This window comes from Pseudolabrys sp. (assembly GCF_035943735.1).
Taxonomy (GTDB): domain Bacteria; phylum Pseudomonadota; class Alphaproteobacteria; order Rhizobiales; family Xanthobacteraceae; genus Pseudolabrys.
In genome coordinates, this window is the sequence record NZ_DASZBV010000008.1 from 145,805 (window position 1) to 159,223 (window position 13,419).

Below are 13,419 nucleotides of genomic sequence, written 5' to 3' on the forward strand. Positions count from 1 at the left end.
CCCCTGTGGTGTAGGGCTACGGACGGCGGCCCTTGGTGTGATTCGCTGCCCGTTTGGCACTTGGTCGAGAATCCGCTAGGACCTAACCCTATGATGCAACGCGTGAATTTGACGCGCAACTTGTTTGGCCGACTGCGCTCTCCGCCCGCTGGAAACGTGCCGCGCCTGCTCCCGGCATTGCAGGCCTATGGCGGGATCCAGACCCTGGCGGCACGCGCCCCCCAAGCCTCGCAGACCCTCGGCCGGATCGGCAGCCTCGAGGTGCGGCTGGCGCGCAACGCCGCCGAGGTGCGGCAGGCGCAGAAGCTGCGCTACCGCGTGTTCTACGAAGAGGGCTCGGCGGTTCCGAACCCGGCCCGTCTCCTCGCCCGCCGCGACGTCGATTCCTACGACGCCATCTGCGACCACCTGCTGGTGGTCGATCACACCAGCCGCGAACGCGGGCCGCTCAACCGGCCGGCGGTCGTCGGCACCTACCGGCTGCTGCGCCAGCCGCTCGCCGAGGAGTATGGCGGCTTCTACACCGCCGGCGAGTTCGACATCGGCGGCCTCGTCGGCCGCCACTGCCAACTGCAATTCCTCGAGCTCGGCCGTTCCTGCGTTCTTCCGGAATATCGCAACAAGCGCACCGTCGAGCTGCTCTGGCACGGCATCCATGCCTACGTGCTGCAGAACCGCTGCGGCGTGATGATCGGCTGCGCCTCGATCGAAGGCACCGACCCGTCGCGGCTCGCGCTGCCGCTGTCATTCCTGCATCATTATTCGCGGGCGCCGGAGCAGTGGCGCGCGCAGGCGCTGCCGGAGCGCTACGTCGAGATGAACCGCCTTTCGAAGGAGGCGATCGATCCCAAGGCGGCCTTGCGCGCGCTGCCGCCGCTGCTCAAGGGTTATCTCCGCCTCGGTGCTTATATCGGCGACGGCGCCGTCATTGACCATGAGTTCGGCACCACCGACGTGCTGATCGTGCTGCCGATGTCGGTGATCCAGAAGCGCTATATCGAGCACTTCGATTTGAGCCGCAGGGCGGCGTAAGGCCTCTTCGTCCATCAGCCTTGAGCGCTGCGGTATCGCCCGGTTGACGGCCGGTCATCCGCCCGGGAAAGTGCGCGTTCGCGCGCACAAAATAACCAAGGCGAACGGTATGAAACGTCTTCAACGGGCAGCGCTGGTGCTGCTGGCAATTGCCGTGCTTCTGCAGCCGGCCCGCAGTCTCGCCGAATATCCGGAACAGCCCATCCACCTGCTGGTGCCGTTTCCGCCAGGCGGCGCCGTCGACATTGTGGCGCGGCTCATGTCGGCCAAGATGTCCGCGATCCTCGGGAAGCAAATCATCGTTGAGAACAAGGCCGGAGCCGGCGGCATCATCGCCACCGAAGCGGTGGCGAAGGCTGCGCACGATGGTTACACGCTGCTGCTGACCACACCTAATCACACCATCAACGGCGCGATGCGTGCCTCGCTACCGTACGACACGCAGAAGGACCTGACGCCGATCTCGGTGCTGGCGGACGTCCCGGAGGTCCTCGTCAGCAATCCAGGCGCACCGTACAAAACATTTGCCGACTTCGTCGCCTACGCCAAGAAGAACCCCGGCAAGATCAACTATGCCTCCGCCGGGCTCGGCACGCTGCCGCACGTGACCATGGAGTTGCTGGCGCACCGGCTCGGGATCAAACTTACGCAGGTGCCCTATCGCGGCGCCGCACCAGCCATGACCGACCTGCTTGCCGGCGTCGTACAGCTCAAGCTCGACACCTATGCGACGTCGCATCCGTATGTCGTTGCCGGCAAGCTGCGCATGCTGGCGATCGCCAGCAGCCATCGTTCGGATCTGTTGCCGGACATTCCGACCATCGCCGAGCTCGGCGTTCCCGGCTACGAGGGCGTGCTCTGGATCGGCATGATGGCGCCGGCCGGAACGCCGCAGCCGGTCATCGATCGTCTGGCGGCCGCCGCGCAGGCAACGGCGAAGGATCCTGCGCTCGCCGCGCGCCTGCGCACGCAAGGCGTCGAGCCGATCGGCGGCACGCCGGCGCAATTTGCCGATCTGATCACGCACGAACTGAAACAATGGGGCGATCTGGCGAAGAGCGCCCACATCACGCTTCAGTAGTCCAGGAGAAACGAAATCGCCAATGCCCGAACTGACGCAAGCGCCTGATCCGCATCCCAAAATGCCACGCATAAAGGCACCACCGGGTGCCTGCGACACTCATGTGCATCTGTTCGGCCCGACGGGCAAATATCCGTTTGCCTCCGACAGCCCGTACGAGGCGCGCGACGCGCTGCCGGAAACCCTGATCGCGTTGCAGGATGTGCTCGGTCTGAGCAGCGCGGTGATCGTCAGCCCGGCGGGCTACGGCCGTAATATGGCGATGCTCGCCGACGTGCTGAGCCGGTACCGCGAGCGCTTGCGTGGCATCGCACTAATGCCGGATCACGCTTCGGATTCCGAATTCGAACGGTTGGGCAAACTCGGCGTGCGCGGCCTGCGTATGATGAGCGTCGGCCGCGGCAGTCACGTACCGCATCTCAATCCGGAAACCGCGGCGCGCGCGCACGAACACGGCTGGCATTTGCAGTTCTACCCGCATGGCGCCGATATCGTCGATTACGCCGATCGCCTGCTCGCGCTTCCCAACACGATCGTGCTCGATCACTTCGCCAGCATTCCTGCCAATGGCGGCGTCGATCAGCCGGCGATGCGGACCGTGCTGCGCATGCTCGACACCGGCCGCGTCTGGCTCAAACTCTCCGGCCCGATGCGTTGCACCATGGAGGAGCCGCCTTATCCTTCGGTCATCCCGCTCGCGCGCGCCTTCGTGAAGTACGCGCCGGAGCGGCTGGTGTGGGGCTCCGACTGGCCGCACGTGAACATGAACGGCCGCACGATGCCGAATGACGGCGATCTGTTCGACCAAATCGGAGAATGGGTTCCAAACGAGAGCGTGCGCAACCGCATTTTGGCCGACAACGCCAAGACTCTGTACGGGTTTGCCTGATTTGCCGCCGCGCGGCAGCCAAGCTTACAGGCGTCGCAGCGACACGTTCTCGATCGTGTGGTTCTGGCACTTCTTGAGGATCAGGTCGGCGCGCTGCCGCGTCGGCAGGATGTTCTCGTGCAAATTCACGAGATTGATGCGCTCCCAGATATCGGACGCGGTCACGACCGCTTCCTTGTCCGACAGCCGCGCGTAGCGATGGAAGTACGATTTCGGATCGCGGAACGCGGTGCCGCGCAAGGTCAGGAACCGGTCGACGTACCAGTTCTTGAGCACGTCCTCTTCGGCGTCGAGATAGACCGAGAAGTCGAAGAAATCCGACACGAACGGGATCGCCTTGCCATCCCGCGGCAGGCGCCCGGTCTGCAGCACGTTCAGCCCCTCGACAATGAGGATGTCCGGTCGGTCGACCTCGACCCACTGATTCGGGATGACGTCGTAGATGAGATGCGAGTAGATCGGTGCGCGCGCCGGACGCCGACCGGCCTTGACGTCGGTGAGGAAGCGCAACAGCGCCGGCAGGTCGTAACTCTCGGGAAAGCCCTTCTTCTCCATCAGGCCTTCGCGTGCCAGCACCGCGTTCGGATAGAGGAAGCCGTCGGTGGTGACGAGATCGACTTTCGGTACGTGCGGCCAGCGCGCCAGCAGCGCCTGTAGCACGCGCGCTGTGGTCGATTTGCCGACCGCAACCGACCCGGCGACGCCGATGATGTACGGCATCTTGGCGTCTTCGGTGCGGAGGAAGCGCTCCTGCGCCACGAACAGCCGCTGCGTGGCGTCGACATACATCGACAACAGACGCGACAGCGGCAGGTAGATGTCCTCGACCTCCTTGATGTCGAGGCGGTCGTGCAACGAATGCAGCCGCTGCACCTCGTCCGAGGTCAGCGTCATCGGCGCATCTTCGCGCATCGCCGCCCAGGCGGAGCGCGTGAATGTGCGGTAGGGCGATAGGTTTTCTTCGGTCCGCTGTTCCATCGAATAATCCGGTCAGCCGCGCGGTCGCGACGCCTTCTCAGCATGGCCCGACTGCGCGGTACGCTTGGCGAGCTCGGCCTCGACCTCTGCGAGGGAAACGTCGCGCGCCTTCAACACCACCAGCAGATGATAAAGCAGGTCGGCCGCCTCGGATACGAGCCGGCCCTTGTCTTCCTGCACGGCGGCAATGGCGGTTTCGAATGCCTCCTCGCCCATCTTCTTGGCGCAATGCGCCACGCCCTTGTCGATCAACGCGCGGGTATAGGACTCGGTCGCGCCAGCCTGCGCCCGTTCGTCAACGCGTTTTTCAAGGTCAGCAAGGGTGAAGTCGGTCATCGGAAAGGTCCTTTCCGGGCGGTGATTTAGCAGGTTCTCGGCAGGCCGTCATTCGGCTCGGCGGCTTAGGGGTCCAGCCGCATCGGCAGGCCGGCGGCGGCCATGTACGCCTTGGCCTCGCGCACCGAATGCTGGCCGAAGTGGAAGATCGAGGCCGCCAGCACCGCCGTGGCGTGACCGTCGCGGATGCCCTCGACCATGTGCTGCAGCGCGCCGACCCCGCCGGAAGCGATCACCGGCACGGTGATTGCGTCGGCGATCGCCCGCGTCAGCGGGATGTCATAGCCATGGCCGGTGCCGTCGCGATCCATCGAGGTGAGCAGGATCTCGCCGGCGCCGAGCGAGACCACCTCACGCGCATATTCGACGGCGTCGAGGCCGGTCGGCTTGCGGCCGCCATGGGTGAAGATCTCCCAGCGATCCTGCTCGCCGCCCTTCGACACCTTCTTGGCGTCGATGGCGACGACGATGCACTGGTCGCCGAACTTCTCCGCCGCTTCCTTGACGAACTCGCGCCGCGCCACTGCGGCGGTGTTGATCGACACCTTGTCGGCGCCGCAAGTAAGCAGCTTACGGATGTCGTCGACGGTGCGCACGCCGCCGCCGACCGTGAGCGGCATGAAGCAGGCTTCCGCCGTCCGCTGCACGACGTCGAAGATGGTGTCACGGTTCTCGTGGCTGGCGGTGATGTCGAGGAAGGTGAGCTCGTCGGCGCCAGCGGCATCGTAGGCGATCGCCGCCTCCACAGGATCGCCGGCGTCGCGCAAATTGACAAAATTGACGCCTTTGACGACGCGGCCGTCCTTCACGTCAAGGCAGGGGATGACGCGGACCTTGAACATCAGGCCGCTTTCCTCGCCGCACGGATGAGCCTGAGCGCCTCCGCCGCGTCGATCCGGCCGTCGTAAAGCGCGCGGCCGGCGATGGCGCCTTCGAGTTTGCGTGCGCGCGGCTCGAGGAGCGCCTTCACGTCGTCGATGGAGGCAAAGCCGCCCGAGGCGATCACCGGAATGGAAATCGCATCGGCCAGCGCGATGGTGACGTCGAGGTTGAGCCCCTGGAGCATGCCGTCGCGGGAAATGTCGGTGTAAATGATGGCGGCGACGCCGGCGTCCTCGAACCGCTTCGCAATATCGAGCGCCGTCACCTCCGACGTTTCGGCCCAGCCTTCGACCGCGACCTTGCCGTCGCGGGCGTCGAGACCGACGGCGATCCGGCCCGGATAATCGCGCGCGGCCTGCTTGACGAATGGCGGATCGCGCACAGCGGCGGTGCCGATGATGACGCGCGTCACGCCCTTGTCCAGCCAGCCTTCGATGGTCGCCGTGTTGCGGATGCCGCCGCCGAGCTGCACCGGAATGCTGACGCTTTCCAGAATGCGGTCGACCGCCGCGGCATTCACCGGCTTGCCGGCGAAGGCGCCGTCGAGATCGACGATATGCAGATATTCGAATCCCTGTTGCTCGAAAGCGCGCGCCTGCGACGCTGGATCGCGATGAAAGACGGTCGCACGCGCCATGTCGCCCTGTTCCAGCCGAACGGCGAGGCCTTCTTTCAGATCGATGGCTGGAAAGAGGATCATGGATTCCACTTCAAAAAATTCGCGATCAGTTTCAGCCCGAGCTTCTGGCTCTTCTCGGGATGGAATTGCGTGCCGACCATGGTGTCGCGGCCAACGATGGCCGTCAGCGGCCCGCCGTAATCGCTCTGCGCGATCAGGTCGGCGTGGTGCGCGGGCTTAAGCTCGTAGGAGTGCACGAAATAGGCGTGCAGCCCCTGCGCGCCGGTCGGAATGCCGTCGAGCAGCGGGTGCGGCCGCGCGACGTTGAGCGTGTTCCATCCCATGTGCGGGATTTTCAATTGCGGATCGTCAGGCGCGATCCGGTCGACCTCGCCGGCGATCCAGCCCAGCCCCGGCGTTACCTGATATTCGCGGCCGCGCTCGGCCATCAGTTGCATGCCGACGCAGATGCCGAAGAACGGCCGACCGCGCTTGCGCACGGTTTCGTTGAGAGCGTCGATCATGCCCGGGATGTCATCGAGCCCGCGGCGGCAGTCGGCGAAGGCGCCGACGCCCGGCAGCACGACGCGGTCGGCGCGCGCCACCGCCGCCGGGTCGGACGTGACGAGGATCGGCTGGTCGTGCCCGCTGTCACGCGCGGCGCGCTCGAAGGCCTTCGCCGCCGAGTGCAGGTTGCCGGAACCGTAATCGACGATGGCGACCGTCATCGCGTCTGCTCCGGCTCGGGGAACAGGCCGATCACATCGCGGCCGCTCGGCGGCCCGCGCCGTATCGGCGCGGTCACGGTCGGTGGCGGCTCCTGCGCCGGCGGCGGCGCGCTCTGATCGCGCCCGGCCCATTGCGTGAAGAAGCGATGCTCGGCGATGTCGCGGTCGTCGCCGACAACGAAGCCGAGCGTCGCCCAGCCGCGACGCGCCAAGGTCCAGCGGCGAATGCTTGCCGCTTCGAAGCCGATGAGCAGCGCAACGATGAAGAGGGCAAAGGCCTGCGTCGATCCCGATGCGCGGAGCGTGGCCAGCCCGGCGATGAGCGCGACCATCCCGATGGCATAAAGCACGAGCGCCAGCCACAGCCGATAGCGGATCAGCCAGAACGGCCCGAGCAGGAAGGCCCAGCCGTGGAATCCGTCGCGCACGAACAGGAAGCGCTCCGGCGAAGCCGGCGCTCCGTCAGTTCGCGGCGGGGCGTGCACGGTGAACGTGGGCATACGCAATACTCTCGAACAGATCGCGAGGCCGGCCGACGCCTAGCCCCCCAGCGAGCCCTTGGTCGACGGCACCTCGCCGGCGGCACGCGGGTCGATGGTGATTGCCGCACGCAAGGCGCGCGCCAATCCCTTGAAGCACGACTCGGCAATATGGTGATCGTTCGTGCCATACAAAGTGGCCACGTGCAGCGTGATCCCGGCGTTCATGGCGAAGGCCTGGAACCATTCCTGCACCAGCTCGGTGTCGAAGGTGCCGACCTTGTCGCGCACGAACTCAGCCTTGAACACGAGGAACGGCCGGCCGGAGATGTCCATGGCGACACGAGTCAGCGCCTCGTCCATGGGCATGTGCACGTCGGCGTAGCGGGTGATGCCCTTCATGTCGCCGAGGGCCTGCTTGACCGACTGCCCGAGCGCGATACCGACGTCTTCGGTGGTGTGGTGGTGGTCGACGTGCAGGTCGCCCTTGGCCTTGACCGTGATGTCGATGCGCGAATGGCGCGCCAGAAGGTCGAGCATGTGGTCGAGGAAGCCGATACCGGTGGAGACGTCGGCACGGCCCTGGCCGTCGAGGTCGACCGCGACCTCGACGTCGGTTTCCTTGGTCTTGCGCTTCACGGCGCCGGTGCGCATGGGCAAAAATCCTTCGATTGCGCCGCCTTTTAGCAGGGCCCGAGCGGATTCGCCAACGCCCCGGACCGGTTTGCATTCCCCGACCGGTGTGCCTAGATCACGCCTTTCAAGGGGTTAACGTATGGCGTCCGCTGAGCTTCCCTCCTGGCACGGCACCACCATCCTGACCGTCCGCAAGGGCGGGACCGTGGTGATCGGCGGCGACGGCCAGGTCTCCATCGGCCAGACCATCATCAAGTCGAACGCCAAGAAGGTCCGCAAGCTCGGCAAGGGCGACGTCATCGGAGGCTTCGCCGGCGCCACCGCCGACGCCTTCACCTTGTTCGAGCGGCTCGAGGCCAAGCTCGAGCAGTACCCTGGCCAGCTCACCCGCGCCGCGGTCGAGCTCGCCAAGGACTGGCGCACCGACCGCTACCTGCGCCGGCTCGAGGCGATGATGATCGTCGCCGACAGCCAGGTGTCGCTGGTCTTGACCGGCACCGGTGACGTGCTCGAGCCGGAAAACAACGTGATGGGCATCGGCTCCGGCGGCAACTATGCGCTCGCCGCCGCGCGCGCGCTGCTCGACCAGCCGCTCGACGCCGAGGCGATCGTGCGCAAGTCGCTCGACATCGCCGCCGACATTTGCGTCTACACCAACCGCAACGTCACCATCGAGTCGCTGAAGAGCGCGTGAGCATGGCGGGTTACCAGTTTCGTCCGATGACGCCCGCCGACCTGCCGTTGATCCGGCAGTGGCTGGAAACGCCGCAGGTTGCGCAATGGTGGGGCGACGCCGATACGCAGTTCGAATTGGTCAGCGGCGATCTTGCTCATCCGGCGATAGATCAGTTCATCGTGGCGGCGGATGGCCGGCCCTTCGCCTACCTGCAATGCTACGATCCGCACGTCTGGCCGGAGAACGGTTTCGGCCGGCTGCCGTACGGCACGCGCGGCATCGACCAGTTCATCGGCGAGGCGGACATGATCGGTCGCGGCCACGGCTCGACCTTCGTTCGCGCCTTCGTCGACGCTCAACTCGCGGCGGGAACGCCGAGCGTCATCACCGACCCCGATCCCGCAAACCTTCGCGCGGTACGCGCCTATGAAAAGGCCGGCTTTAACAAAGACCGTTTAGTGGACACGCCCAACGGCCCCGCAATCCTCATGGTGCGCAGCGCATGACCGACTTCTCCCCGCGGGAAATCGTCTCCGAACTCGACCGCTTCATCGTCGGCCAGGCCGACGCCAAGCGCGCCGTCGCCATCGCGCTGCGCAATCGCTGGCGCCGCCTGCAGCTCGACGACAGACTGCGCGAAGAGGTGCTGCCGAAGAACATCCTGATGATAGGCCCGACCGGCGTCGGCAAGACCGAGATTTCGCGGCGGTTGGCCAAGCTTGCCGGCGCGCCATTCCTCAAGGTGGAAGCGACTAAGTTCACCGAAGTCGGATATGTCGGTCGCGACGTCGAGCAGATCGTGCGCGATCTCGTCGAGATCGGGATCGCGCTGACGCGCGAAAAGAAGCGAAAGGACGTACAGGTTCGCGCCGAACAGGCGGCGGAAGAGCGCGTGCTGAGTGCCCTGGTCGGTCCCGGCGCCAGCCCCGCGACGCGCGAGAGCTTCCGCAAGAAGCTGCGCGCAGGCGAGCTCAACGACAAGGAAATTGAGGTCGAGTTGAGCCAAGGCTCGTCCGGCATGCCGATGTTCGAGATACCCGGCATGCCCGGCGCGCAGATGGGCGCCATCTCGATCGGCGACATCTTCGGCAAGCTCGGCGGCGGCCGCACCAAGACGCGGCGCGTCACGGTGGAGGACTCGCACGCGATCCTGATCAACGAGGAATCCGACAAGCTGCTCGATAGCGAGCAGCTGACGCAGGAGGCGATCCGCACAGTCGAGCAGAACGGCATCGTCTTCCTCGACGAAATCGACAAGATCGCCGGCCCCGGCCGCGAGGGTCGCGGCGGCGCCGACGTCTCGCGTGAGGGCGTACAGCGCGATCTCTTGCCGTTGATCGAAGGCACCACCGTCAACACGAAGCACGGTCCGGTGAAGACCGATCACATCCTCTTCATCGCCTCCGGCGCCTTCCACATTTCAAAGCCGTCGGATCTCTTGCCCGAATTGCAGGGCCGCCTCCCGATCCGCGTCGAACTGAAGGCACTGACGCGTGACGATTTCCGCCGTATCCTCACGGAGCCCGAGGCGTCGCTGATCAAGCAATACGTCGCGCTCATGTTGACCGAAGGCGTGACCCTCGACTTCACCGAGGACGCGATCGATGCGATCGCCGACATCGCCGTGTCGGTGAACGCGAGCGTCGAGAACATCGGCGCGCGGCGGCTGCAGACGGTGATGGAGCGGGTGCTCGACGAGGTGTCGTTTACCGCCACCGACCGCGCCGGCGAGACCGTCCACATCGACGCCGTCTTCGTGCAGAAGCACATCGGCGACCTTGCGAAGAACACCGATCTCAGTCGATTCATTCTGTAATTTGGCTAGAAATACTACCTTTCCGAGTGCCGTCGGCCGACGGATTCCCGACGCGATATCCTATGGTTACCGTAAACCAAGATCATCGATAGTCGCGGACTGATTTCTGACTTGCCGCCTCCGGTTGTAAAAAAGGGGACGCTTTCCTTCGCGGCATCGCGTCGGGACGACCGACAAGGAGGAGACAATGTCCGCCCAAAGCACGGACCGCGCCAGGCGCGGCAGTCCGCTCAAACCGGGTGACCACTTGCGTGCGGAGTTCGCGCGTCTCGGGCTCGACCAGGGCGCGGTGAGCAAGGCGACCGGCGTCTCGCGCCAATCGATCAACAATATCGTCAACGGCCGGCAGCCGATCTCGCGCGCGATGGCGGCCAAGCTCGGACGCATCACCGGCCACAGCTCCGACTACTGGCTGCAAGGGTCGTTCGGCGGCAGCGCAGTGCCGGCAACTGCCGCGCAACCTCGCGGCAGCGTTTTGGTGAACCACCAGATCGCACGGGCAGTGAAAGACGGCGTGATCGGCATCACCGGTTTCGACGAGGCGAGAATGCGGCCGGCGGCCTTCGATCTGACGTTCGGCGCAGTCGTCGCGCCGCGGCGGAATACTCCTGCGCGTAGCGTAAGGCTTACGCGCGGACGCAGCGTGCGCATTGTCACCAGCGAGCGCGTCGCATTTCCACACGATCACCTCGGCCGCATCGGCGCGGTGCCGCATCTGGCGCGTCTCGGAGCCATCGCCTCGCACGCCTTGCAGATCGACCCCGGTTTCAGCGGCGCGCTCGAGGTGTGCATCTTCAACGCCGGCGACCGCGATATCCTTTTGCGGCCTGGCGATCCCGTGCTCAGCCTGGAGATCGTGCCGCTGGGGGCGCTGCCGACGCGGGCCCGCAAACGCGCAAGGCGTGTCAAATAGGCAATAAACAAAATTTGACAGACCGGGTTGGTGATGTATGCTTCCTTAGGTTGTGTAAGCGAGAATGAGCCAATCATGGCGCGCATCGCGTAAGGGGGTATCATGAGCCGATCTGCCAAGCCCGCGACGGTGCCGGCCGCACGCGGCCGCACGCCTGCCGACAGCGTCGACGACATCGAGAGCGAATTCCTCGGCATGTGGCTGAGCATCGCTCGCCTGCGTGAGAAAGTACTGGCGCTGACCAGCCGCGCCGAACCACGCCCGCCGGTTCGCGGCATCAAGTCGCCGGCAAGAACCGCGGTCGCTACTTCGCCGGCTTCGCCATGCAGTTCATGACGAACCTCGAGCGATCCGGCATCGGTACCTTCTGCGCGGCGGCGCGATCCTGACAGGCCTGCATCTTCTGCTTGTCGGCGGGCGAAGCCATCTTGTCGGGCGCGCTGGGCGTCATGGTCGCCGCGCCGGCGGCCGATGCCGCCAGTAGCACTGTCGCGAAGAAAACGGCCGTCCGTGTCATCACGTCCTCCGTCCCTGATGCCGTATCATGCCGCGGCGGGGGCGCCGCGAAGATCACTCGTCGTCGCCGGCGGCGCGCTGGCGGCGCAATCTTACGTAGAGCGCGCCTTCCCCGCCATGCGCGCCATGTGCTTCCTCGAAGCCGATGACGAGTTCGCGCAATTCCGGCAGCGCCAGCCAGTGCGGCACCTGCCGGCGCAGCACGCCGCGCTCGCTATCGCCGGCACGGCCTTTGCCGGTGATGATCAGCACCAGGCGGGCGCCGCGGGTGCTGGCCGAATGCAGGAAGCGCGTCAGCGCTGCATGTGCTTCCGCCTGCGTCAGCCCGTGCAGATCGAAGCGCGCGTCGATCGCGTCACGTCCGCGCGCCACGCGCTGGCGCGCACGGCGGCCGAGCGGCGTCAGCGGCGGCGGCCGGTTGGCGGGCGGAGCTGAAGACGGCGGGGCAACGCTGACCGGCCTTGCGCGCACCGGCTTTGCCGGCTCAGGCGCCGCCATCTCTTCGACCGCCGGCAGCGCGCCATGCATCGGGGCGATGGACTTCGCCACCATCGTCCACAGCACGCGCTCATCGTAGGAGAGGACGCGGCGCTTGCCGTCGCGGGGGGCCATGCGGTCAACGCGCGCCGGCGCCGTCCGCTGCGTCGTCGGCTTCCGCCGTGCGCGTCGCGATGGCCGCCGGCCGGGGTTGCGGCAGCGGCACCTCGGCGGCGGGGCTGTCGCCGCGCAGCGCAACCGATTTCGGCACCAGCATCACGAACTCGCCATGGTCCTTGATGCGGCCGGCGACGTGGCCGAGGAGATTGCCGGCGCCGAAGAAGATATCGGCGCGCGCCGGGCCGACGATGGCAGAGCCCGTGTCCTGCGCGATCACCAGATGCCGGAACGGCGTCGACGGCTCTTCGCTCAGCAGCGGCAGGTTGGCGTTGATCCAGATCGGCGTGCCGTAGATGTGCAGCGACTTGTCGACCGCGGCCGAACGAAGCGGCGTCAACGGCACACCCTGCGCACCGAGGATCTGCGTCGTCGGCAACAGCGGCGTCTTCTCGAAGAAGACATAGGAGCGGTTCTTGTCGCGCAGCGCCTTACCCTCGACCGGATTGGCTTCCATCCAGTCGCGGATGCGGTCCATCGACATGTCCTGGCGTGCGATGATGCCCTGATCGATGAGATATTTGCCGACCGGGTAATAAGGCTTGCCGTTACTGGCGATGTAGTTGAGCCGCAGGAGCTGACCGTCCGCCAGCTTCACGCGCGTCGAGCCCTGGATCTGCGCGAACAGCACGTCGACCGGGTCCTTCACCCAGCAGAGCGCGAGGCCCTTGCCGGCGATGGCGCCGGCCTCGATCTGCGTGCGGTCGTACTGTCCGAAGACGGTGCTGCGTCCCTTGAGCTTCGACGGGATGCCGTAGAACGGAATGTTGTACTCGGCGGTCTTGACCAGCGAGCCCTCGACTTCGGTCTCGTAATAGCCGGTGAAGAAGCCGTCGACGTCGCCCGCCTTGGCGATGCGCATGGGCCGGAAATTGTCCTCGAAGAACTGGCGTGCCTGTGCGTCGTCGGGCTTCGCGATTTTCACCGCCTGCTGGCAGGCGACGTACAGGCCGCCGAGCATCGCGCGCCTGGCGCGCTGCGCCTTGCTGGAATTCAGGATCGCGCCGCAGCTCTTCACGAAAGCGGCATAGCTCGCGCGATGATCGTCGCGACGCCAGCCCTTCATCTCGGCGAAGGTGAGCGGCACGACGTGCGCGCGACGCAGTTGCATCGGCACCTCGCGCGCCAGCGCCGGCGCGGTCAGCGCGATCGTCAGTGCGAGAGCGAGCCCCCCTCTGCGCATG

The 13,419-nt window shown here is 65.9% G+C and carries 18 protein-coding genes; 8 read left to right on the forward strand and 10 right to left on the reverse strand.

The window, feature by feature from the left end:
* Positions 1 to 90: 90 nt before the first annotated feature.
* The 3 genes from VGV41_RS05335 to VGV41_RS05345 all read left to right on the forward strand — a co-directional run bounded on the left by VGV41_RS05335 (position 91) and on the right by VGV41_RS05345 (position 3,002).
* Positions 91 to 1,032 carry a GNAT family N-acetyltransferase gene (locus VGV41_RS05335; RefSeq protein WP_414705060.1) on the forward strand — a complete coding sequence of 314 codons (942 nt, stop codon included), beginning with the start codon at positions 91 to 93 and terminating at the stop codon, positions 1,030 to 1,032.
* Between the two features lie 109 nt (positions 1,033 to 1,141).
* Positions 1,142 to 2,113 carry a tripartite tricarboxylate transporter substrate binding protein gene (locus VGV41_RS05340; RefSeq protein WP_326862654.1) on the forward strand — a complete coding sequence of 324 codons (972 nt, stop codon included), beginning with the start codon at positions 1,142 to 1,144 and terminating at the stop codon, positions 2,111 to 2,113.
* A 61-nt stretch (positions 2,114 to 2,174) separates the two neighbouring features.
* Positions 2,175 to 3,002 carry an amidohydrolase family protein gene (locus tag VGV41_RS05345; protein WP_326862656.1) on the forward strand — a complete coding sequence of 276 codons (828 nt, stop codon included), beginning with the start codon at positions 2,175 to 2,177 and terminating at the stop codon, positions 3,000 to 3,002.
* A 24-nt stretch (positions 3,003 to 3,026) separates the two neighbouring features.
* On the opposite strand, the gene coaA is transcribed toward VGV41_RS05345, so the two are convergent.
* The 7 genes from coaA to hisB form a co-directional block, all read right to left on the reverse strand.
* Entirely contained in the window at positions 3,027 to 3,980 is a 954-nt protein-coding gene (coaA, locus tag VGV41_RS05350; protein WP_326862657.1) for a type I pantothenate kinase, read from the reverse strand.
* Positions 3,981 to 3,992: 12 nt separating this feature from the next.
* A complete protein-coding gene (locus tag VGV41_RS05355; protein ID WP_326862659.1) occupies positions 3,993 to 4,316 on the reverse strand; it encodes a phosphoribosyl-ATP diphosphatase in 324 nt (107 codons plus the stop codon).
* A 65-nt stretch (positions 4,317 to 4,381) separates the two neighbouring features.
* Positions 4,382 to 5,158 (reverse strand): imidazole glycerol phosphate synthase subunit HisF, encoded by a 777-nt coding sequence (hisF, locus tag VGV41_RS05360; protein ID WP_326862660.1) that lies wholly within the window; start codon positions 5,156 to 5,158, stop codon positions 4,382 to 4,384.
* The gene (gene hisA / locus VGV41_RS05365; RefSeq protein ID WP_326862661.1) at positions 5,158 to 5,907 is read right to left on the reverse strand and encodes a 1-(5-phosphoribosyl)-5-[(5-phosphoribosylamino)methylideneamino]imidazole-4-carboxamide isomerase; all 750 of its coding nucleotides are present in this window, start codon (positions 5,905 to 5,907) and stop codon (positions 5,158 to 5,160) included. Before hisA ends, hisF begins: the two co-directional genes overlap by 1 nt.
* Positions 5,895 to 6,545, reverse strand: coding sequence for an imidazole glycerol phosphate synthase subunit HisH (gene hisH, locus VGV41_RS05370; RefSeq protein ID WP_326862662.1), 651 nt, complete (start codon positions 6,543 to 6,545; stop codon positions 5,895 to 5,897). Before hisH ends, hisA begins: the two co-directional genes overlap by 13 nt.
* Positions 6,542 to 7,045 carry a DUF2628 domain-containing protein gene (locus VGV41_RS05375; RefSeq protein ID WP_326862663.1) on the reverse strand — a complete coding sequence of 168 codons (504 nt, stop codon included), beginning with the start codon at positions 7,043 to 7,045 and terminating at the stop codon, positions 6,542 to 6,544. Before VGV41_RS05375 ends, hisH begins: the two co-directional genes overlap by 4 nt.
* A gap of 39 nt (positions 7,046 to 7,084) precedes the next feature.
* Complete coding sequence (hisB, locus tag VGV41_RS05380; protein WP_326862664.1) at positions 7,085 to 7,678, reverse strand: imidazoleglycerol-phosphate dehydratase HisB; 594 nt, start codon at positions 7,676 to 7,678, stop codon at positions 7,085 to 7,087.
* A 121-nt stretch (positions 7,679 to 7,799) separates the two neighbouring features.
* On the opposite strand from hisB, the gene hslV reads away from it, so the two are divergent.
* The 5 genes from hslV to VGV41_RS05405 all read left to right on the forward strand — a co-directional run bounded on the left by hslV (position 7,800) and on the right by VGV41_RS05405 (position 11,401).
* A complete protein-coding gene (hslV, locus tag VGV41_RS05385) occupies positions 7,800 to 8,354 on the forward strand; it encodes an ATP-dependent protease subunit HslV (protein WP_326862665.1) in 555 nt (184 codons plus the stop codon).
* Positions 8,355 to 8,380: 26 nt separating this feature from the next.
* Positions 8,381 to 8,842 carry a GNAT family N-acetyltransferase gene (locus VGV41_RS05390; protein ID WP_414705061.1) on the forward strand — a complete coding sequence of 154 codons (462 nt, stop codon included), beginning with the start codon at positions 8,381 to 8,383 and terminating at the stop codon, positions 8,840 to 8,842.
* Positions 8,839 to 10,152 carry an ATP-dependent protease ATPase subunit HslU gene (gene hslU / locus VGV41_RS05395; RefSeq protein WP_326862668.1) on the forward strand — a complete coding sequence of 438 codons (1,314 nt, stop codon included), beginning with the start codon at positions 8,839 to 8,841 and terminating at the stop codon, positions 10,150 to 10,152. The genes VGV41_RS05390 and hslU overlap by 4 nt, the downstream gene beginning before the upstream one ends.
* Before the next feature lie 187 nt (positions 10,153 to 10,339).
* A complete protein-coding gene (locus tag VGV41_RS05400) occupies positions 10,340 to 11,065 on the forward strand; it encodes a HigA family addiction module antitoxin (RefSeq protein WP_326862669.1) in 726 nt (241 codons plus the stop codon).
* A 102-nt stretch (positions 11,066 to 11,167) separates the two neighbouring features.
* A complete protein-coding gene (locus VGV41_RS05405; protein ID WP_326862670.1) occupies positions 11,168 to 11,401 on the forward strand; it encodes a hypothetical protein in 234 nt (77 codons plus the stop codon).
* Here VGV41_RS05405 and VGV41_RS05410 read toward each other — a convergent pair.
* Genes VGV41_RS05410 through VGV41_RS05420 form a run of 3 tightly spaced genes read right to left on the reverse strand, consistent with a single transcriptional unit; the run spans position 11,370 to position 13,418 of the window.
* Complete coding sequence (locus VGV41_RS05410) at positions 11,370 to 11,582, reverse strand: hypothetical protein (protein ID WP_326862671.1); 213 nt, start codon at positions 11,580 to 11,582, stop codon at positions 11,370 to 11,372. The genes VGV41_RS05405 and VGV41_RS05410 overlap by 32 nt on opposite strands.
* Before the next feature lie 53 nt (positions 11,583 to 11,635).
* The gene (locus VGV41_RS05415) at positions 11,636 to 12,193 is read right to left on the reverse strand and encodes a Smr/MutS family protein (protein WP_326862673.1); all 558 of its coding nucleotides are present in this window, start codon (positions 12,191 to 12,193) and stop codon (positions 11,636 to 11,638) included.
* 4 nt (positions 12,194 to 12,197) lie between these two features.
* On the reverse strand, positions 12,198 to 13,418 hold the full coding sequence (locus VGV41_RS05420) for a murein transglycosylase A (protein ID WP_326862674.1): 1,221 nt from the start codon (positions 13,416 to 13,418) through the stop codon (positions 12,198 to 12,200).
* Between the last annotated feature and the right edge of the window lies 1 nt (position 13,419).